Source organism: Sporosarcina sp. SAFN-015 (assembly GCF_059415085.1).
Map to the genome: position 1 here is coordinate 535736 of NZ_JBPFDR010000001.1, position 18756 is coordinate 554491.

Below are 18756 nucleotides of genomic sequence, written 5' to 3' on the forward strand. Positions count from 1 at the left end.
AATTATTTATACTAATGACTGGTCGGTCAATTGTCAAATGAAATACTAGGAGCGATTCGTATATATGGCAAAAAAACAACTTATTATGGAGAAAGCTTTGGAGCTATTTGCAAAACAAGGATTCGAAGCGACATCCGTTCAACAGATAACTGATCATTGCGGCATTTCTAAAGGTGCTTTCTATTTATCATTCAAGTCGAAAGACGAGTTGATCGTTGGTTTGATTGATCATTTTATGAGACAGTTTACCGCCGATATTGACTTGGTGGTCAGTGAAGAAGGCGAAGAGAATTTATTATACAATTTCTATTACACAACGTTTCAATCTTTCAATAAACACTCTGATTTTGCCAAACTCCTTATGAAGGAACCGGTACAACCTTTCAATGAAGAGCTTTTTTCCAAACTTCATCATTATAATAAATCTCTTGAAAAAGTGATTTTATCAATGATTGAGCGTTTATATGGAGAACGGTCCAATGACCTGAAATATGATTTACTGTTTTGCATCAAAGGTTTCATGAGCACTTATTCAGAGCTGTTCATGATTTATAAATTACCGATCGACATGGAATCGCTCGTCCGATCACTTGTCGAAAAAACTAATTTACTTGCAAAAAACATGACGGTTTTCTTCATTACCGATGAATTGATACAGGTGATTGATCAACCTTTAAATGAAGAGCCTTCTTTAGAGCAAATTATTGAGATTGTGGATAAGAATATCGAAGAGATGGAAGATTCGATTGAAAAAGAGTCGTTACTTCTATTGAGGCAGGAACTGTCAGAACCAACGCTGCACCCGGCAATCATTAAGGGGTTATTGGGCAACATCCAAGACCATCCGCATTGCAAATGGGCCGCTTATTTACTGCGAAAGCATTTTGCAATGAATTAAAAAAAAACGCTTTGTCAGCTATTACAGCTGGCAAAGCGTTTCAATTTATTTATTTCCCAATCGCCCGATTCAAGCCATGAATGACGCCGGCATGCACACCTTCATGCCATAATGAGAATTGAATGACAGCATCGACTGTCCCCATCGTCAACATGTTTCCAATTTTAAGCGGTTCAGGCAGGACTTCTCCGAGCTTGCCTTCCAACGCTTCAACTACACGCGGCAACTGTTCCTGTAGAGCGGCAAGCAATTCTTCCTTCGAAGGGACTTGCCCTTCCCAATTGGCAGGGCTAGTACCGATTCCAAAAAATGTGCCCCATTCACCATGTTGTGGTTCGTAGGATGGTAAAGCTTTTGCAGTGAATTGCTCCAACGTAATATAAATATGACCGGCATTCCAATGGACCGTATTATTGAACCCGTTAGGTTGCTGATCCCACGCATCTTCCTTCGTCTGCGATAATCGCCCTATCGTGTACATTCTTGCCATTTTTAATTGTTCAATCGTTTCCAAATCCCATTCCCCCTTTTCTCCATATTACTAAAGAAAAAGGAAAACGGACATCCTAAGTTAGGAGTCCGCTATTACGTTAAATCTATTGGTTTGTCATTCCTCTTTTGGCTGTTCCACTTTTCACGGGTCTCATTATTGAATTCCCGTGCATCCATCAACCGGAATTCATTGACAAGTGGCTTATTTTCATTATAAGCGGATGGGTCGTCCATGCCCGTTCGGTCTTGCGCGTTTTTGCGAAATTCAATTGTCCAATTCGAGTCGGCAGGATCCGCTAAAGGCAGTTCATGTGTCGGTCCTACTCCTTTTCCAGGATGCAGGATCTTCGGTTCCAAGTCCTTTTTATTCGGATATTTACCATCAACGATTGTCATATGGATTCCTCCTTTTTCTCTCATCAAACACGGAAATCCCGCGCGTGGCGAGAGGTGGTTTTTATCTATACCCTTCACCGCTTATGCACAAACCTCTTTTTTCGAAATAAATTTACAAAGGGAACATCAGCCTATTAATTTCGTCAAAGTTACATAGAAAACAATCGAGAATTTTGCGCGGGGTGATTGTATGCAAAAATGGTTCGGGGCAGTCTTTCCTATTTTGAGCATTTTGCTTTTATTATGGATTGAGCAAAGTGTTGGTGTATCATATGGTGTTAAAACTGTAGCGAAGGTCATACTATTTCTCGCAATCCCTTTGCTGCTTTTCCGTGCGACTAAGTTTCCGTTTCTCCGGTTTCAAAATGCGGATCGAAAGAGCTTACGACTTGCTTTCATTTTAGGAATATCGATCATGGTGCTCATCATCGGTGTTTTCCTTTTATTGCAAAAGCATATCGACATTGCTTCCTTGCGGGACGATTTACTGCAATCCGGAATCACACCTACAGTATTCCCGTTCATCGCGCTTTATATTTTGATCGGAAACTCGGTCATTGAGGAATTCTTTTTTCGAGGATTGTTGCCAAACTTATTTGGCCAGTCCAAAACGCGGTTCATCCTGCCGTCGTTCTTTTTCGCTATTTACCATATCGCGATTTTCCTGCCTTGGTTTACGCTTCCTATTTTAATGCTCGCCGTCGGAGGTCTTTGGGCAGGCGGTCTGATCTTTCAGTTGGTGAATGAAAAATGCCGTACAATCCTGCCGTCTTGGATCATACATATGTTTGCAGATGTCGGCATATTACTTATCGGGGTGTATATCCTTTATTTTTATTGACACGGAAATGCTCTATTTTTTTCGGGTTGCCGATGACGATCAGCGTATCTCCCTTCTGGAACTTCTCACTCAGATCCGGGTTGCTTAGCAGTTCTTCATTTCGTAAAATCGCGACGAGGGTGATTTCAAAATGCTTCTGCAGGTTCGCGTCCTCGATTGTCATTCCGATACACGGTTCCGTATTTTCTAGAACTACTTCCCCTACCATGAAGTCTTTTTTCTCCGAGCGGATCAGATCGTTAATGTAGTCGGTTCCGTTCGGTTTGATGATGGACATCGCCAACTCCCTTCCCCCGATGATGGAAGGGTTGATGACACTTGTCGCACCCGCTTTTTCCAATATATCTTGCGAGTCATCCCGTTCAGCACGTGCTGCAATGACGATATCCTCATTGATGCTTTTAGCAGTCAATGTGATGAACACATTATCTGCGTCATTGGAGAGCGCGGTAATAAGGGCACGCGCTTGACCGACGCGCGCTTGCAGCAATATGGCTTTGTCAGTCGGATCACCGATGATTCGTAAAGTGCCCGGTTCGACAACTTCCATGAGATCACTTTCATTGTCATGGATGAATAAAATCTGAACACCTTCCTCCTTCAGTTGCTTATACACTTGCCTCCCGACGCGCCCAAACCCACAAACGATTATATGATCATTTACATTAGCAATTTGTTTTTCCATCCTTCTCACCCACACTCTATTCGATAATTGCTGTTCAATAAAATAGGAAGCCCCCACGCCTAATGCGTACGTCACAATTCCTGCTCCTAGCGGCACAAGAAAGAGCGCAAACCAACGGCCTTCCTGCGTTGTCGGATAAATATCTCCATAACCGATTGTCATTACGGAAATAATCGTCATCCAAAAGGCATTGAAAGGAGATAAATCTTCAAGAAACATGAATCCGACTGTCGCCACAACGAGCAAAAGCGCCGTTATGCTGATCAAAAAAATGACCCGCTTATATCGCCTATCCAAATCCATCCATCGGCTATACAAACCGGCCACCTCCGTATAAAAGTTTTTCTATTTCTATTCCTTTGCTTGGTCGGTTGTAAACCTATCCATGATTATTAATGAAAAATCCGCATGCACACCAATTTCTTGGCATTGCATGCGGATTCTTTATTTTACCGGCACAGTTACAGTCACCTTGAACAGATCCCCGTCCAAGTCGATTTTCATTGTCCCGCCGTGCATGTCGACGATTGATTGCGCGATGGCTAAACCAAGGCCAGAGCCGTCAGTATGACGCGATGTATCTGCACGTTTGAAGCGTTCGAACAGTTCATCGACATTTTCACCGAGTTCATATTTCGTAATGTTTTTTACGATGAACTCTGCTGACTCTCCTACTTTTCTGAGCGTCAAGTAAACGCGGGTGCCCGGCAATGCATATTTAATCGCATTCACAATCAGATTATCGAGAACACGCCACCATCTTTGGCCGTCCACATAAGCAACGAGCATATCGTCCGGAAGCGTCGTCCGGAAATCGAGTCCCGACTCAGCAATGTCTTCCGCATGCTCAGCAAGTGCTTGTTGGAGCAATTGCGTCAAATCGACACGCTGCTTATGCAGTTCCAGATTGCCGCTCGCCATTTTCGACACTTCGAATAAATCCTCGATGAGCGTCTTCAGCCTTTGCGATTTCTTATCTAAAATGTCGACATATTTCGCACGATCTTCCGGTGTAATTGTTTCATCTTTCAAAAGATCGGTGTACGTGATAATCGATGTCAACGGTGTACGCAGATCGTGGCTCACATTCGTGATCAATTCCGTTTTCAGCCGCTCGCTTTTCGCCTGCTCCGTCATGGACACCCGCACGCCTTCTCGAAGATTGTTCAAATTTTTGGCGTGATCGGCAAGTGGTGAGCGGCCTTCGATTTTAATGTCTTCATTCAGACGCCCCGAAGCCATTTTTTCTGTATCAATGATAATCCGATTCAAGTAAGCAGAACGTCGGATAAAAATATAAAGCGCTGGCAAGCCAAGGAACAGGACACAAAAAATATAAATGATGAAGAAAACCCCATACATGAACATACCAACAAATCCGATTCCCGCCAAGAAAAATCCGATAAGCAGGATGAACGACTGAACGCCGATCGACTTTTTCAGGAACATCTCACGGATTGCTCTAAAGAATTGGAGCGTGAAACTGTTTTTTATGTCCTTCGCCAATACACCTTCCCGCTTCCATCGTTCCACACTGTTCACAAGCTGAAATGCAAGCAACGCTGTCATGAGGACACCGGCAATAAAGAAGGTGCCGAGCCAAATAACCCAGCTTTCCAGCCTTTGTTGCGTAAAGAAGTTCAGCAGATTGTAGGACTCGCCATTGATGAATTCCAATAAAATCAACGCTGACATGAAAAACGCCGCTACTTTTACATCGATCTTTACGTCAGAATACCAATCTGCAATCGGTGTTCCGGTTACCCATTCCTTCTGAAATCTCATGCCTGTTAATAAGGAGATGAGCGCCAGCAAGCCAAGGACCCAAAAAGCATACATGCCATATTTGCCCCTGTTGAAATCCTTATATTGGGCATATAAAGCACCGCCTTTTTCAAAGGCCGCCTTCGGAACGATGACAACTCCTTCAAAAGACTGCACGGGATTTGCCATGGCAGTTATTTCTTCATCGGAAACATGAGCATCTTCGTAATAATTAATATAAGGCGTTGTCCATTCTGAATAGCGTCCCGGTAATGAGTTCGCCTTGAAGTAGTGACTATTTTCATTGAAGCTCTTTTTATAAACAGCAGGCTTCGAAATATCACCATAAGAAAACGTCTCACCAGTATCTACATTCTTTAATTCATAGGCGACATGTAATGAATAGGATTTGTTTTTTATTTCCTTTAAATAATTTTCTAAAACCTTTTCTTTCTCTTTACGGATTTTCGCCTCTACATGGCCATCTTCCTCAAAGTTCTTTCGGATATCTTCCAATTTCATATCCCGTTCTTCAATCAACGTCTGCCTTAATAAGTCATTGTTAGCTTCTTTTGCATCGAAAATTCTTTGTGCGTATTGATCATGGATATTAGCGAGCTGGTCTGCCAATGTGCCATAACGAGTCTGATGCTCTTCAATTTCGCTATCGGATACTGTAATTTTCTTCTTCGCCTCTTCTATGTTGATTGGATTTAGAACAGAAGGACCAATCACATCATAAAACTCGTCTAACCGCCACTTCATATCATCAGAATCGGAAAAGCCCTTTCCGAATAACCCCGTTCCTTGTCTTGCAAATGAAAGACTGGCGAGCAGCACAATCGTAACAAGCGTAGCCCATATGAGTAGAAGTACTTTATTTTTCATCAGGCTGTGCCCCCTCTAATGATGCGCGTGAAATAAGCGATTGCCCGCGAAGAACGTTCCCAGCCGCTTTCAATCATGTCGAGAATGTGAGGGAAACAATATCCAATAGTGACGACTGCAATGCAAATGGAGAAAACTGAAAAAACTATACTCCAATCACTTCTCGATTTTGTATCCAATGCCCCACACCACCTTTACATATCTCGGATTTTTTGGGTCCGCTTCGATTTTCTCGCGAATTTTACGGATATGGACCGCCACAATATTTTCCGCATTATACGCTTCTTCATTCCATACACGCTCGTAAATTTCATTTATTGAAAACACACGCCCCGCGTTTTTCATAAGCAATTCTGTAATCTTGTATTCGATTGGCGTCAGCTTTACCGGTTTCCCATCGACCGATAACTCTTTTGCATCTTCATCGAGCGCCAATCCATCAATCTCAATCTTTTTCTGGCCCTCGTATGTACCGAACTGGACATACCGCCGCAGTTGCGACTTGACGCGAGCCATCAACTCAAGCGGATGGAACGGTTTCGTCACATAATCATCCGCGCCAACAGACAATCCATGGATTTTATCCGTATCCTCCGCCTTCGCGCTAAGCATGATGATCGGAATATTTTGCATCTCACGGATTTTAAATGTCGCCGTAATCCCATCCATGTTCGGCATCATAATGTCGAGGATAAGCAGATGAACTTCATTCGTTTGGAGCAAATCAAGCGCCTCTTTCCCATCCGCCGCTTTTAACACGCTATAACCTTCATTTTTCAAATAGATCTCAATCCCATCGCGGATCTCTTTATCATCATCCGCCACGAGCACTGTGAACTTAGCCATCATCCGCACCTCGCTTTCCTCTATGATACCAATTGTAATGGTTAAATCTTAACAATTCATGATGGGAATTATGAAGAAATTCTTAAGATGGCTGTTGTTAGGCTTAAGATTGTGTCTGGTAAATGGTTTAGTGGTGATAAAGTCGGTATGAGTGGTGATAAACTAGCCCTGAGCGGTGATAAACCGATGAAAGTCGGTGATAACTGCCTGAGAGTCGGTGATAAACTCTGTCAAGTCGGTGATAACGTCTTGCACACCCGAGATAAACTCTCCTCCACGTAAAAAAGCTGCTCATCAGTATCCCCTGATGAGCAGCAACGCATATTCCCTACCGAGCAAATCGATATTGCACAACCGATACAACAGCAATCGCTGCCCAAACGACCGCACTTGCCACCCCCAACACTATCAATCCATTCGAAAAGGAGAATGCAAAGTTTTTTGTAATGACTGCAAGTTCATTGGACACTATTTTCGGAACGGCGAAGTATTGGAATGGCTGGTAAGGCGCCCAAGGGGACGCAACCATTTGCGATGATGAAAAAGATGAAGAAGAAATAGTGGCTCCTTCGCCTCAAACGACCGAGGTGGAGAATGAGGAGGAGGCTGAAATCACTTTTAAACCCGACCTTCAAGCATACTACGACAATGACAGTGTTTGGATGTCTTATGACAAGCATTGCTGGGAATCTGCGGATAAAAAGTGTTCATTGAAGCCGACGCCTGCACAGGAAATGTTAGAACATGAACGCGCCAATCAAGTTAAGCCTGGGGAGGAAATTAGATTTCGACTCTCTGTGACTCCTGAGTTAAAGGATTTCCCACAACCTAATGCATATGAAGTGCTCATCCATAAAGACGGCGAAACAACAACTGTGGAAGTGAACGGCGACACAGCAAAAGTGCCCACGGTCGAAGGAAGGTATTTCATGTCCGTCAAAGCGATATGGAGTGACGATGTGAAAGGTGAAGCGGTTTATGCGTTTTTATTGTCGGTGAAAGAGGAGTAAGCGAATGAATAATCATCTCCCAGTTGAACAAGCTTTGCATATACGGGAGGTGAACTGACTTGGCAAAAGAAAAGAAAATCAAAAAAGGCAATACGCTGGATCGTGAGGAATTTGGGTATGGATTCGATATTAGTCCTGATGATATGGACGTCATCGGGAAGAACGACAACGTGAAAAATAAAAACAACAAGACGGAAGAAGACCGAACCGACCAAAAGCGCCCGCCTACGAATTGGTAAATACTTATTGATTTCTCCGAATCAAACGACTATAATCATTTCAACTACATCTTACTAAAGGCAATGAGAGGGAAAAGTAAAAAGAGGATGTCGCCTAGAGAGCTTCTGACGGTGGAAATGAAGCGGACAAATCTTTTGAACATGATCCTTGAGCCGCGCACTGAACGTCTTTGGACTAGTAGGATGCGACGAGAGTTGGCGCTTGTTATCCACGTCAAAGTATAACGCTTTTTTGGCGTGTACTTTTGAAGGCAATTAGCGTTAGCTAGTTGTGAAGTAAGGTGGTACCACGGGTTATAAACCCCGTCCTTATCGGTTTTTATCGATAGGGACGGGGTTTTTTATTTTATTCAGAGGAGGAAATTACATGAGTGTATTCATTGGAGGGGCTTGGCCGTATGCGAATGGGTCGCTGCATCTTGGACATATTGCAGCATTGCTGCCGGGGGATATTTTGGCGAGGTATTACCGGTTGAAAGGTGAGAAGGTTCTTTACGCTTCGGGAAGTGATTGCAATGGGACTCCTATTTCGATACGGGCGAATGCCGAAGGAGTGTCTGTTAAGGAAATTGCGGACCGTTACCATACGGAATTTATAGTTTGTTTTTCGAGATTGGGATTCTCGTACGACATATACACGCGGACAGACGGAAGGTTTCATCATCAAGTTGTCCGGAATGTATTTTTAACGTTATTGGACCGCGGTTTTATTTTCAAAAAGGAAGTGGAACAAACATATTGTGAGTTTGACGAGCGTTTTCTTCCCGACCGATTTGTCGAAGGGATTTGCCCATATTGCGGAAGCCGAGCGCGTGGCGATCAATGCGACAATTGTGGTTCCATTTTAGATCCGCTTGATTTAACGGAGCGCACATGCAAGCTTTGTGGGAATGAACCTACCGTTCGGAAGACAGAGCATTTTTATTTCGAATTAAGCGCTTTTCAAGATGAACTTGAACAATATGTTACGGATGCGAAAGCTGAAGGAAGATGGCGGGAAAACGCGATCCATCAATCTGAGCGTTACTTACGGGAAGGCCTTCGTGACCGTGCCGCTTCAAGGGATTTGGCGAACGGTGTCGGCATTCCTGTCAGAGGCTATGAGGATAAGAAAGTGTATGTGTGGATCGAGGCGGTGACGGGCTATTATTCCGCGAGCCAGGAGTGGGCCGCATTGAACCGCACCAATTTTGAAGAGTTTTGGAATGAAGATACAGTCTCCTACTATGTGCACGGCAAAGACAACATCCCCTTCCACACGATTATTTGGCCAGCCATTCTAATGGGGATTGGCAAAGAGGACGCATTGCCGACGCATGTCATTTCCAATGAATATTTGACTTTGGAGAAGCGAAAATTGTCGACGAGTCAAAACTGGGCAGTTTGGGTGCCGGATATTTTGGAACGTTATCATCCCGATTCATTACGGTATTTTTTGACCGCGAATGCACCGGAAAACCGGGATGCCGACTTCTCGTGGCGGGAGTTCATTTATAGCCATAACTCGGAGCTGCTAGGTGCATACGGGAATTTCGTGAACCGGACGTTGAAATTTATCGATAAGTCGTTTGACGGGGTTGTGCCCGTTGCAGTGATTAATGGAGAAATTAAAAAGACCGTTGTGCAGCTTTACCGCATTGTCGGCGAGCGCATCGAGACGGGGCATTTTAAAGAAGCGATCGAAACGATTTTCGATTTCATTCGACGAGCTAATAAATACTTCGACGATGAAAAGCCCTGGATTCAGATCAATGAGGATGAAGCGGCATGTGCACGGACGATGGCAACATGTGTATATATTATTGCAAACTTAGCCCAGCTCCTCTCCCCTTTCCTACCGTTTTCAAGTGAGGATGTGCAAACGATGCTTAAACTGCGAAAACCCGAATGGAAGGAAATCGAACTCGGAGAATTGACATTGGCATATGTGAAGCCGCTGTTTGAACGAATTGATGTTGGGCAAATCGATGTTGAATTGGAGCGGCTGAAGGAGCAATCTTCAAAACAGGTATGATTTATGGCCTTCTCATATTTTGAGAGGGCTTTTGATTGCCTACTAAATGGTTGAACGTTGATAAAGATAAGCTGAGTAGTGATAAACTCCCCTCCTCCACAATTTTCAATAAACAAGTGCATTCCTCCACTTGATTTGAGACAATAAACAGACAAAGGAAAAGGCTGGAAGGGGGATGGCTGTGAAAGAACGTTATTTCTGGGCGGCACTTGGACTTATTGCAATCAGCTGGATTGTGAATTCATTATATGCACATTCGAAACAATTGGAAGAGCCCATTTTTCTGGATCATTATTTGGAAACGACAACAGATGAACAAGACCATAACTATGTCACCTTCTTTTACTTAGCGAATAAAAACGATCACTCGCATATCAATTACATAAGATTAGGTGATGTCGAAGGCTTTCCGCAAGGCGACTATTTCTTTACGAGCACCACCGCTCCTCATGCAATCGACACTTATAGACATCAAGAGCTGAGAAGCATAAACGTCAAATTACGGTCGTTCAGCGATAATACAGAGATACAGTCATTCAATGAAATGGCTGTGTTTTATTCAGACGGAAGATCATCAACCGCGTCCATCGGGGAAGTGATCGTCCATCCACAGCAGTACTATGAGAATGACGATACTAGAGCGTTGGAGCAACCATCTAGCGGAAGCAGCAATGACGGTTCGAGTTGGGATACATTCCGAGCAACAGAGACGTTGGCAATCGAGAAGATCGACTTCCCTTTCAATGAACCGATCGAAGACCGATTCAACTTCACGATCAGCGGAAAACAAACAGAGCAATCGCTGGATTCCCTTAAGCTTCCAATTCATTTGGAAAAAGATAAATCTGTGACATTGAGAGTCAATTTTAAAGAAAAAAGTTTCGTGAACCCTTTTGCTTTCGCCATCCGTATATCTGGAACAACTACGGAAGGAAAACCATTCACGAACTACACTCACTACAATTTGTTTCCGTATTTAACACAGGACGACGTCAATCGAATCATCGAGGAGAAGACTGGGAGGGGTTTAGGTGAATAAAGCATTGCGCTATATGTTTTGGGGTTACCTTCTCATTTTCTTCCGGCTTCATGTCATGATTGACCTACTGATGGATCCTCTCGGATATTATTTAATCTACGCGGGCTGCTCTAGGCTAGTGGATGCTTTTCCGAAAGCGAAAAAGGCGATGACTATTGGATTGTTAGGAATGTTCATATCCTTGCCTTCTGTATTTGTGAATCTATCCGATACCACGTTGCCTACCGGATGGACCGCTTATGGGACCCTTCTATTAGTACTTAAATTGGTGATTACCTATTATTTATTCAATATATTAATTGACGCAGCGAAAATGGTTGGCAATCATGCGCTGCAGCATCGGACGAAAAACACTTATAAATTTTACATTACTATTCATCTTTTCACCTTGGCACTCCTATCGTTTTCAATGAATATAGCAGGCGATGGGTGGATCGCTTTATCCTTAATTTCAACAATCGGTGTTCTTATCATGGATATTCTGTTTTTACTATTGATCGGTGCTATTCGACGCGTTTCACCTAAAGATCATCGAATCGATTATTCTATTTAGCATATATTTGATTAGAATGGAGGTTATCATTTGTTCAAAAACAATTCAAACCAAGTTCGCGCGGGATGGCTGATCTTTTTGGCGTTCGCGTCGATGTTCATCGCACAGCAAATTTTCGCGCTGCCTGGAGGAGTTTTGCTCGCAATTGTCGATTTCCCGTTTCAAGACGGTAATTACGATATGGATATCATGGCCGCCTTTAACAGACATCCTTGGATTTTTCTATTAACCCAAGGCGGCGGGACAGTTGGCGGAATGCTTGCAACGGTGTTGCTATGGCGTTTTGTCAATAAAGGAACGTTGAAAGAGTTGGGCTTCAGAGGGTCGCTGAAAGATTTAGGTTTCGGCCTCTTGCTCGGAGCTGTGTCCATCGCTATCATTTTCTTTATTCTATTGGTTTCCGGTAATGTGATAATGCTTAACTCATTCACGGATCCCGAGTTTTCAGTGTATGCATTATCGTTTCTTGTTCTATTCATTCTCGTCGGCTTTTTTGAGGAAATGTTTTTTAGAGGGTACGTCATGTCGACGATGGAGAGCCGCGGGAATCCGAAATGGCTGGTGTATGTTGTCTCTGCTGTCGTTTTCAGTTTGGTGCACGGTACAAATCCGAATGTCAGCGTATTGGGCTTGGTCAATATCGCATTGGTCGGCCTTTTATTCGCCTATATGTTTGACGCGACAAAGAGCTTGTGGCTGCCAATCGGCTATCATATTACGTGGAATTACTTTCAAGGGAATGTTTTTGGATTTGCAGTGAGCGGAACTGCGCCACATGGGATTTATAATGTGTCGGTGGAAGATGGGAATGCTTGGCTGACTGGCGGCGCGTTCGGATTGGAAGGCGGCCTTTTGGCAACGTTGCTTATTATTCTTGGGTATTTCGCGACGAGGATGTATGTGAAGATGAAAGCGGAGTAAACCTGAAGGCTGCCTATTGAATGGCAGCCTTCTCTTTTCGCCCACTAAACGTCAAAACGAGGATTCCGCCTAATAGTAGGGCGATTCCGCTCCATGAAACAAGATCCAGCCTTTCCCCTACGACGATTACGCTTAAAATAGCGGCGGTTAACGGTTCGGCCAAAGAAAGTGTCACGGCGGATGACGAAGGGATATGCCGCAATCCGGTGGAAAACAGGATATATGCTACACTTGTTGTCGCAATTCCGAGGTAAATCATTGTAGATATGCCGGGAATAGTGAGCAATCCTTCCGTTTCGAAGATGAAAAGGAATGGCATAAGCATGATTGCGCTCACCGAGAATATGACGGCGACAGAAGGGATTGCATCCGCTTTCTCCAACACTTCCTTGTTGAATAAAGTATAATATGCAAATAAAAGTCCTGCGAATAAAGATAGCGAGACGCCGATTGGATTGACGACGAGCCCTTCTTTATTCGAAAACAATAAGACGCAACCGATAATGGCAAGGGATGTTGCCGTCAGCCATATTTTTGTCGGACGCTTTTTTAGGAACAACAATTCAATGAGCCCGGAAAACATCGGTGCACTTCCGATTGCAACTACCGTTCCGATAGCAATCCCCGTCAGCCGGATTGACGTGAAAAAGCAGTATTGGAAAACCGCCATTGCCAATGCTGAAAGAATCGTTGCTTTCCACGGCCAGTCTCGAAAATCGATTTTCCGGAGAATAAGCATAATGACGAGCAATGTGAAGCCGCCGACCGCAAGCCTCGAGGCTCCTACCGCCAATGGATGGACCGTTTGCGGCATGAAAGTTTGCGCAGTGCCGGTCGTCCCCCAGAGCACCGCCCCTAGTAGGACAACTATGAATGCTATGCGTTGTGACAAAGAAATCCCCTCCCCCAATATATTGAATATATCATGATATTGAAGGAGGGTGTATGAATTCTCACAATTATTTAGTTGTTTGACTCTATCGTTTTTTTCAGCTTCGCCAATAGCCCATCCCAGCCTCCGGACATGCGCGGCCGAACGACATCATGCGATTCGCCGAACTCCGTTTGCTTGCCATCCTCCCAACCGGCATGAATGAAGGTCAATTCAGTTTGGTCATTGATGTCCTTCAATTCAAAGTGAACTTGCCAGTCTTTTCCCCAGTCGAATGAGAGACGATTTGGCGGTTGGACTTCAGTTACTTTACATAGTGATTCTCCCCATGGACCCGCTTGCAAAGTGAACTCCTTCCCTTCTACTGGTTCCATATCACTGGGCATGAACCAAGCGCCGATTCCTTCTGCTGTTGAGACGTACGGCCAAACCGTTTCGATTGGTGCATTGATAATGATGTTTTTTCTAATTTCTGTTGTAGACATTGGGTTCTCTCCTTAATTTAACGAATGAAATCAATCCTTTGAAACAACTCTCGAATCTCAGGATGAATCTGATTCTCTTCCTTCATTATTATATCTTCTGTTTCGATATCTTTGAACACATCGTGAATTGATTGTAATTGATTCATTTGCTCAGCTGTCGGCGGCTTGTTGATTAGTTGGTTCAACATGTTTATCGTGTCATCTAAAGAAACATTCAGCTCCCGATTCAACTCCGAGGCCATCTCCAGCAATCGCTCAGCATTAAAAGCATCTTCTAAAATCGGCTCCATGATCGCCCTTCTCTCCTCATTGTCCTGAAGAGTATTCTCACTAGCTTCTAGAACCGGCAACATTTTAGTTGTAAATGCCATGTCCATTAATTCATATGCATCGTTGAAAAAGGCATAGGAGGCTGGCTGGTTATACTGATCATTTATATTTTCTTTCTTATAAAAGGTTTCCTTCTGATATCCATTTTCATTTTTGTCGTATGAGAATTTCTGTACTATTCTATCAGAATGTGACCTCATAATCATCACGATTCCCGGTTTCCTATCAAGTCTTGTCGTACTGAAATCAATCGAACCGAGCTGAACAAAGTCATCAAAAAGCGGGTAGGTTTTATCGCCGTCTTTCACTACTAACAACCAGGTCTGTCCATCATCCCAAGCAAAGACCCCATTTTCCGTTTTGCCTGCATTCACGTATAATTCGATTACTTCCTCCTCGCCATCCCCATCCATGTCCAAAGTAGCTGACTTATAAAGCGTTTGTGGATATTTTTCAATATCTTTTGCTTCAATCATCGAGTAATCATTACTCACTTGTTGATTCAAGTCTAGCTCGAGCGCTCTCTTTTCCTTCTCTAACGTATTAATAAGAGAATCTTTTTCTGATGATATTTGCTCGATTTGCTTTTTCAGTTCATTAATTTCAGTTGTCTGATCTGCGTTTGTCTGGTCCGTGCACCCGCTCAGTATACCGACCAAGCATACACTTCCTAGCAATAGCCTCCTCATTCCCAATCCCCCTATATTTATCAATACGACACTTCCTTTATTGGTACGTTCTTAACGACTAATTTGTTTCAATAGTTGGAAATCAACTGATGTGATGTCCCCCTTCAATGAAACAGCCCCGATTCCCGTGATTTTTTTAACAATTGATGGGTTTTCCGGTTCACGATCTTTTTCAGGAAGATGCCTACTAAAAAAAAGACGATTCCTGTAATGAACAGAAATGCGATGTCCGTTATGACCCGTTGCCAAACAATGCCGCCGACTGCTTCTCTCATTAAATCAATCGCATATGTGAACGGGAGGCCGGGATTGATCCATTGGAAAAAGCTCGGCAAGAGCGCAACTGGATATGTGCCGCCGGAACCGGCAATTTGCAGAACGAGCATGATGATCGCAAGCGCCTTTCCGACATCTCCGAATAAAGAGACGAGCGTGTAGACGAATATCATGAACACCGTACTGATGAATAGTCCGAAAACGATGAACCAGACTGGATCCTTTGCATGAACACCAAGGATTACGAGATCGCCGACTGTAACGATAAGAGTTTGGAGCAGACCGATAGCGAGGAATGTAAATAGACGCCCTGCGTAAATATGTCTGCTGCTCATCCCATCCACATTTTCAGCATCCGTAGCAAGAAGGGAGATGAGAAGTAGGCAGCCAACCCAAATAGCAAGCACAGTGTAAAATGGCGTCATGCCTGTTCCGTAATTTTCGATAGGGAATAATTTATTTTCATTTAACAATATCGGTTCCTCAAAAAAGCTGCGCTCCGCTTGCGGATCATTCCGAAGCAACTGGATAATTTCATTAATGTCCGTTTCACCTTGGATGGTACGAATTTTGTCAGCAAGATTTCCCACTCTATCCGAGATGTAAGGGTACTCGTTCAATGCTTTTTCCGACAACTCGGTTCCCTCAGTTATATGCTTAGAGGTACTTGCCAGAATGCGCTCCACCTCAGGGACAGTCGATTGTATTGACGTCAGCAACGATTTAGCCTGTTGGAGCGTTTTTTTGGCGCGTGCTGTTTCTGCGATGACGGTTGGCTCGATTGTATTTTTATATTCATCAAGAAACTGATCAAGTCGTACGGTTGCATTCTCTGATAACCTTTCTAAATCTACCAATGTTTGCTTCAATTGCTGTTGCCTACCTTCAACTAATCCATTAAGCGAGTTAGCATTCGTTTGCACTTCTTCCAGCAAATTTTGTAAGTCCGTCGTCTTGTCGAGCGCATTTTGCAATCTCTCTTGCCGCTCCACATTTGGCTGTTCTTCGTTGCTTGCTACATCTTGCAACCACCGGAGATCCGCTTCCACCGATCCAATATTCTGGATTGTCTCCGTCATTTTAGTATCTAGCTGTTCTTTCACACGGTCAATTTCTGTAAAATCCAATTTGACGTTACTCACTTTTCCTAAAAACTCGTTCGTTTCCTTCGAAATTGCAGACGCGCGTTGCAAATCACTATTCACCTTAGGTGCAATTTCATTCAGCCTAGCTTCCGCACTATCCAAAAAGGTCAATGTACGGTTCACCGTCGTCAATCCATCTGCAATCGATTGTTTTGCTGTCGGCATTTTCAATTGCGCTTTATGAATCAAGTCTTGTGCTGACACTGCATCTCGTGTTGTGTTTTTCAGCAAATCATGAATTTGGGGCAGTTGCTCTTCCATATTAAAAATATAGTTCTCGAATTTTTCGATATCCGGCATATCGTGTTGAAGCTCAATGCCTAGCCGATTAAACTGATCAAAAATGACGCCGTTCACCGTCGAAATGAATTGCCTGCTCACTCTATCGACAATGACGCTTGCACCTTTTTCAGTAATTTTTGGGGCAATGGAATTGATTTTTTCATTCACATAATAATCGATCTCCGCTTTCTCGGGATGATCGGAAATGACGGAACTGAGCTTCACCGAAAAATCCTGCGGGATAATTAACACCGCAAAATAATCCCCGTACTCAATCCGTTCCATCGCCTTTGAACGAGTGGTGAATTGCCAATCCATATCCCGATTTCCTTTTAACGTATCAACAAGCTGCACGCCGACATCGATATGCTCACCTCGTACGTCCGCTCCGACATCTTCATTGACGACGGCGACCGGCAGTTGACTTGTTTTACCATAAGGATCCCATGTCGCATAAATATTGAACCATGCATACAAGGATGGAAGAAAAATGAGTCCGCCAATCAACACAGCCGCGACCCAGTTATGGCTAATATTCTTAACGTCAGTCATGAAAATGGACCAGCTCTTTCGCATATCGCTCCCTCTTTCAACAATCATTCATTTGAAAATAGCATACCCGTTTTCAAGGGAAATCAGCTTGCCATATAAAACGGCTCTTGAACGTTCAATAGTCCTATGATAGACTGAAAGGCAGGCTTTTTGCCACGTGGTTCGCGAACCTCCCACGAAAAAAAACTAAGGAGAAATGAATATGAAAGTAAAAATGATGGCAACGAGCGGTATTATCGCTGCGTTGTATGTTGCTGTGACGTTTTTGATTGCCCCGTTCGGATTCACAAACATCCAGTTCCGCTTGTCTGAGATGTTCAATCATCTCGTTGTGTTCAATAAAAAATATATCGTCGGTGTCGTTCTAGGCGTATTTATCGCCAACATGTTCTTTTCCGAACTTGGACCGATTGATCTTGTATTCGGGGTCGGGCAATCCGTACTCGCCCTGTCGATTACAATCCTATCCGCCAAGTTCATCGACGGGTTATACCGACGGATGTTTTTCAATACAATTGTCTTCACGTTTACGATGTTCCTCATAGCTTGGGAATTGAACATCGCATTGGAGTTTCCTTTCTTACTAACATGGCTCTTTGTCGCTGTTGGCGAATTCGTCGTCATGGCAGTTGGCATTCCTGTTATGGTCGCTTTGGATAAACGGCTCAATTTCAGCAAACTCATATAAAAAACGAGGATGGCATTACATAATGCCACCCTCGTTTTTTTCTTACGCTTCATCTAAATATGTGCTGCCGAAATGCGTTTTCAAAAGCCAAGAATGAAAAAAGTATTCCCCTATACTTACGAGTACCCCTGCAAAAAATGCTTCTCCCATAGAATCCGTATATCCAAGCAAATGTAATCCCCCCATAAAACGATAAACCCTAACAACACATCTCCAATTGTCGCAGCCATATTGCCTATTTTCGGGAGTAACATCATATCGCCTAAATAGGAAATGACTAATAAAGCGATTCCTAAAATGGTTGAGTGCCAAAAAGAAACACCGTTAAACAATGTTAAAACAATCCATAAAATCGGGAAAATCAATATTGCTTTTATTAAAATAGATCTTCCATGGTTCACGTTAGATTCTTCGTTCAAAATGATCAATACCTCCATTCGTCTATTACTTTTTAAACTGCCCAAATACATGCAAAGTATCATTCGTTTATAATGTAAAGAAAACAGAAGGAGAGTTTTGGTATGTATATGACAATTGAAGAAACTGCAGAATATTTAGGGATGCCAATTGAGCAAGTTCGGAAGTACGTTTGGGCAGGACGCATACGATCCGTGCACGACGGCGATCAATACCTTATTAATCAAAGTCAGTTTGGCACTTATTTTAATCAGCTCGAAACGTTAAAAAGGCAGATTGAAGACTATTTGAGTGAACCGTTGCCTCCAGATCTTGATATTAAAGACGAGGATTAAAAGTCGGTAACAAGGGTAAAATGAAAACAGGGATGTGTTCTAGTCAGAAAGACACAATTTTTTCATTCAGCCCAAACCG

20 protein-coding genes, 1 riboswitch and 1 other annotated feature are annotated in these 18756 nt (G+C 43.3%); of the genes, 10 read left to right on the forward strand and 10 right to left on the reverse strand.

The genetic code is table 11. The annotated features are described in order from the left end of the window. Nucleotides 1-64: 64 nt before the first annotated feature. Nucleotides 65-898, forward strand: coding sequence for a TetR/AcrR family transcriptional regulator (locus ACR65H_RS02475; protein WP_440498475.1), 834 nt, complete (start codon nucleotides 65-67; stop codon nucleotides 896-898). A gap of 49 nt (nucleotides 899-947) precedes the next feature. Here ACR65H_RS02475 and ACR65H_RS02480 read toward each other — a convergent pair whose 3' ends face one another. Together ACR65H_RS02480 and ACR65H_RS02485 are read right to left on the reverse strand one after the other, a co-directional pair. Then, the gene (locus tag ACR65H_RS02480) at nucleotides 948-1412 is read right to left on the reverse strand and encodes a DinB family protein (RefSeq protein WP_440498476.1); all 465 of its coding nucleotides are present in this window, start codon (nucleotides 1410-1412) and stop codon (nucleotides 948-950) included. 71 nt (nucleotides 1413-1483) lie between these two features. Further along, nucleotides 1484-1786 (reverse strand): hypothetical protein, encoded by a 303-nt coding sequence (locus tag ACR65H_RS02485; protein ID WP_440498477.1) that lies wholly within the window; start codon nucleotides 1784-1786, stop codon nucleotides 1484-1486. A 190-nt stretch (nucleotides 1787-1976) separates the two neighbouring features. Here ACR65H_RS02485 and ACR65H_RS02490 point away from each other — a divergent pair, with 190 nt between their 5' ends. Then, nucleotides 1977-2627, forward strand: coding sequence for a CPBP family intramembrane glutamic endopeptidase (locus tag ACR65H_RS02490; protein ID WP_440498478.1), 651 nt, complete (start codon nucleotides 1977-1979; stop codon nucleotides 2625-2627). Here ACR65H_RS02490 and ACR65H_RS02495 read toward each other — a convergent pair. The 3 genes from ACR65H_RS02495 to ACR65H_RS02505 form a co-directional block, all read right to left on the reverse strand. After that, on the reverse strand, nucleotides 2596-3630 hold the full coding sequence (locus ACR65H_RS02495) for a potassium channel family protein (RefSeq protein ID WP_440498479.1): 1035 nt from the start codon (nucleotides 3628-3630) through the stop codon (nucleotides 2596-2598). The two genes, ACR65H_RS02490 and ACR65H_RS02495, sit on opposite strands and share 32 nt — an antisense overlap. Nucleotides 3631-3756: 126 nt before the next feature. Further along, nucleotides 3757-5964, reverse strand: a complete 2208-nt coding sequence (locus tag ACR65H_RS02500; protein WP_440498480.1) for a sensor histidine kinase — start codon at nucleotides 5962-5964, stop codon at nucleotides 3757-3759. Between the two features lie 156 nt (nucleotides 5965-6120). Further along, the gene (locus ACR65H_RS02505; protein WP_440498481.1) at nucleotides 6121-6810 is read right to left on the reverse strand and encodes a response regulator transcription factor; all 690 of its coding nucleotides are present in this window, start codon (nucleotides 6808-6810) and stop codon (nucleotides 6121-6123) included. 560 nt (nucleotides 6811-7370) lie between these two features. Between ACR65H_RS02505 and ACR65H_RS02510 the strand changes: the two genes are divergently transcribed. From ACR65H_RS02510 to ACR65H_RS02535, 6 genes are all read left to right on the forward strand, one after another. Beyond that, entirely contained in the window at nucleotides 7371-7820 is a 450-nt protein-coding gene (locus ACR65H_RS02510) for a hypothetical protein (protein ID WP_440498482.1), read from the forward strand. 59 nt (nucleotides 7821-7879) lie between these two features. After that, entirely contained in the window at nucleotides 7880-8059 is a 180-nt protein-coding gene (locus ACR65H_RS02515; RefSeq protein ID WP_440498483.1) for a hypothetical protein, read from the forward strand. Nucleotides 8060-8113: 54 nt separating this feature from the next. Continuing rightward, nucleotides 8114-8373: a binding site (T-box leader), on the forward strand. A gap of 53 nt (nucleotides 8374-8426) precedes the next feature. After that, nucleotides 8427-10073, forward strand: coding sequence for a methionine--tRNA ligase (metG, locus tag ACR65H_RS02520; RefSeq protein ID WP_440498484.1), 1647 nt, complete (start codon nucleotides 8427-8429; stop codon nucleotides 10071-10073). Between the two features lie 181 nt (nucleotides 10074-10254). Then, nucleotides 10255-11112, forward strand: a complete 858-nt coding sequence (locus tag ACR65H_RS02525; protein ID WP_440498485.1) for a hypothetical protein — start codon at nucleotides 10255-10257, stop codon at nucleotides 11110-11112. Further along, nucleotides 11105-11665, forward strand: a complete 561-nt coding sequence (locus tag ACR65H_RS02530; protein ID WP_440498486.1) for a hypothetical protein — start codon at nucleotides 11105-11107, stop codon at nucleotides 11663-11665. Before ACR65H_RS02525 ends, ACR65H_RS02530 begins: the two co-directional genes overlap by 8 nt. 30 nt (nucleotides 11666-11695) lie before the next feature. After that, nucleotides 11696-12586 carry a CPBP family intramembrane glutamic endopeptidase gene (locus ACR65H_RS02535; RefSeq protein WP_440498487.1) on the forward strand — a complete coding sequence of 297 codons (891 nt, stop codon included), beginning with the start codon at nucleotides 11696-11698 and terminating at the stop codon, nucleotides 12584-12586. 13 nt (nucleotides 12587-12599) lie between these two features. Here the strand turns inward: ACR65H_RS02535 and ACR65H_RS02540 are convergent, their stop codons facing one another. The 4 genes from ACR65H_RS02540 to ACR65H_RS02555 form a co-directional block, all read right to left on the reverse strand. Continuing rightward, entirely contained in the window at nucleotides 12600-13478 is an 879-nt protein-coding gene (locus tag ACR65H_RS02540) for a DMT family transporter (protein WP_440498488.1), read from the reverse strand. 71 nt (nucleotides 13479-13549) lie between these two features. Then, nucleotides 13550-13963, reverse strand: a complete 414-nt coding sequence (locus ACR65H_RS02545; protein ID WP_440498489.1) for an SRPBCC family protein — start codon at nucleotides 13961-13963, stop codon at nucleotides 13550-13552. Nucleotides 13964-13980: 17 nt separating this feature from the next. Continuing rightward, nucleotides 13981-14982 carry a hypothetical protein gene (locus tag ACR65H_RS02550; protein WP_440498490.1) on the reverse strand — a complete coding sequence of 334 codons (1002 nt, stop codon included), beginning with the start codon at nucleotides 14980-14982 and terminating at the stop codon, nucleotides 13981-13983. A gap of 104 nt (nucleotides 14983-15086) precedes the next feature. Continuing rightward, on the reverse strand, nucleotides 15087-17261 hold the full coding sequence (locus tag ACR65H_RS02555; RefSeq protein ID WP_440498491.1) for a YhgE/Pip family protein: 2175 nt from the start codon (nucleotides 17259-17261) through the stop codon (nucleotides 15087-15089). A gap of 127 nt (nucleotides 17262-17388) precedes the next feature. After that, nucleotides 17389-17433, forward strand: a riboswitch (PreQ1 riboswitch). Between the two features lie 6 nt (nucleotides 17434-17439). Between ACR65H_RS02555 and ACR65H_RS02560 the strand changes: the two genes are divergently transcribed. Beyond that, on the forward strand, nucleotides 17440-17925 hold the full coding sequence (locus ACR65H_RS02560) for a QueT transporter family protein (protein ID WP_440498492.1): 486 nt from the start codon (nucleotides 17440-17442) through the stop codon (nucleotides 17923-17925). Between the two features lie 116 nt (nucleotides 17926-18041). Here the strand turns inward: ACR65H_RS02560 and ACR65H_RS02565 are convergent, their stop codons facing one another. Beyond that, a complete protein-coding gene (locus tag ACR65H_RS02565; protein WP_440498493.1) occupies nucleotides 18042-18344 on the reverse strand; it encodes a DUF2512 family protein in 303 nt (100 codons plus the stop codon). 102 nt (nucleotides 18345-18446) lie between these two features. On the opposite strand from ACR65H_RS02565, the gene ACR65H_RS02570 reads away from it, so the two are divergent. Next, entirely contained in the window at nucleotides 18447-18677 is a 231-nt protein-coding gene (locus tag ACR65H_RS02570; protein WP_440498494.1) for a helix-turn-helix domain-containing protein, read from the forward strand. Nucleotides 18678-18756: the final 79 nt, after the last annotated feature.

What these genes read in the sequence shown, in the direction of transcription:
- ACR65H_RS02475 (WP_440498475.1), top strand. Translation starts at nt 65, where the DNA reads ATGGCAAAAAAACAACTTATTATGGAGAAAGCTTTGGAGCTATTTGCA.
- ACR65H_RS02485 (WP_440498477.1), bottom strand. Translation starts at nt 1,786, where the DNA reads ATGACAATCGTTGATGGTAAATATCCGAATAAAAAGGACTTGGAACCG.
- ACR65H_RS02490 (WP_440498478.1), top strand. Translation starts at nt 1,977, where the DNA reads ATGCAAAAATGGTTCGGGGCAGTCTTTCCTATTTTGAGCATTTTGCTT.
- ACR65H_RS02500 (WP_440498480.1), bottom strand. Translation starts at nt 5,964, where the DNA reads ATGAAAAATAAAGTACTTCTACTCATATGGGCTACGCTTGTTACGATT.
- ACR65H_RS02505 (WP_440498481.1), bottom strand. Translation starts at nt 6,810, where the DNA reads ATGGCTAAGTTCACAGTGCTCGTGGCGGATGATGATAAAGAGATCCGC.
- metG (WP_440498484.1), top strand. Translation starts at nt 8,427, where the DNA reads ATGAGTGTATTCATTGGAGGGGCTTGGCCGTATGCGAATGGGTCGCTG.
- ACR65H_RS02545 (WP_440498489.1), bottom strand. Translation starts at nt 13,963, where the DNA reads ATGTCTACAACAGAAATTAGAAAAAACATCATTATCAATGCACCAATC.
- ACR65H_RS02550 (WP_440498490.1), bottom strand. Translation starts at nt 14,982, where the DNA reads ATGAGGAGGCTATTGCTAGGAAGTGTATGCTTGGTCGGTATACTGAGC.
- ACR65H_RS02555 (WP_440498491.1), bottom strand. Translation starts at nt 17,261, where the DNA reads ATGCGAAAGAGCTGGTCCATTTTCATGACTGACGTTAAGAATATTAGC.
- ACR65H_RS02560 (WP_440498492.1), top strand. Translation starts at nt 17,440, where the DNA reads ATGAAAGTAAAAATGATGGCAACGAGCGGTATTATCGCTGCGTTGTAT.
- ACR65H_RS02570 (WP_440498494.1), top strand. Translation starts at nt 18,447, where the DNA reads ATGTATATGACAATTGAAGAAACTGCAGAATATTTAGGGATGCCAATT.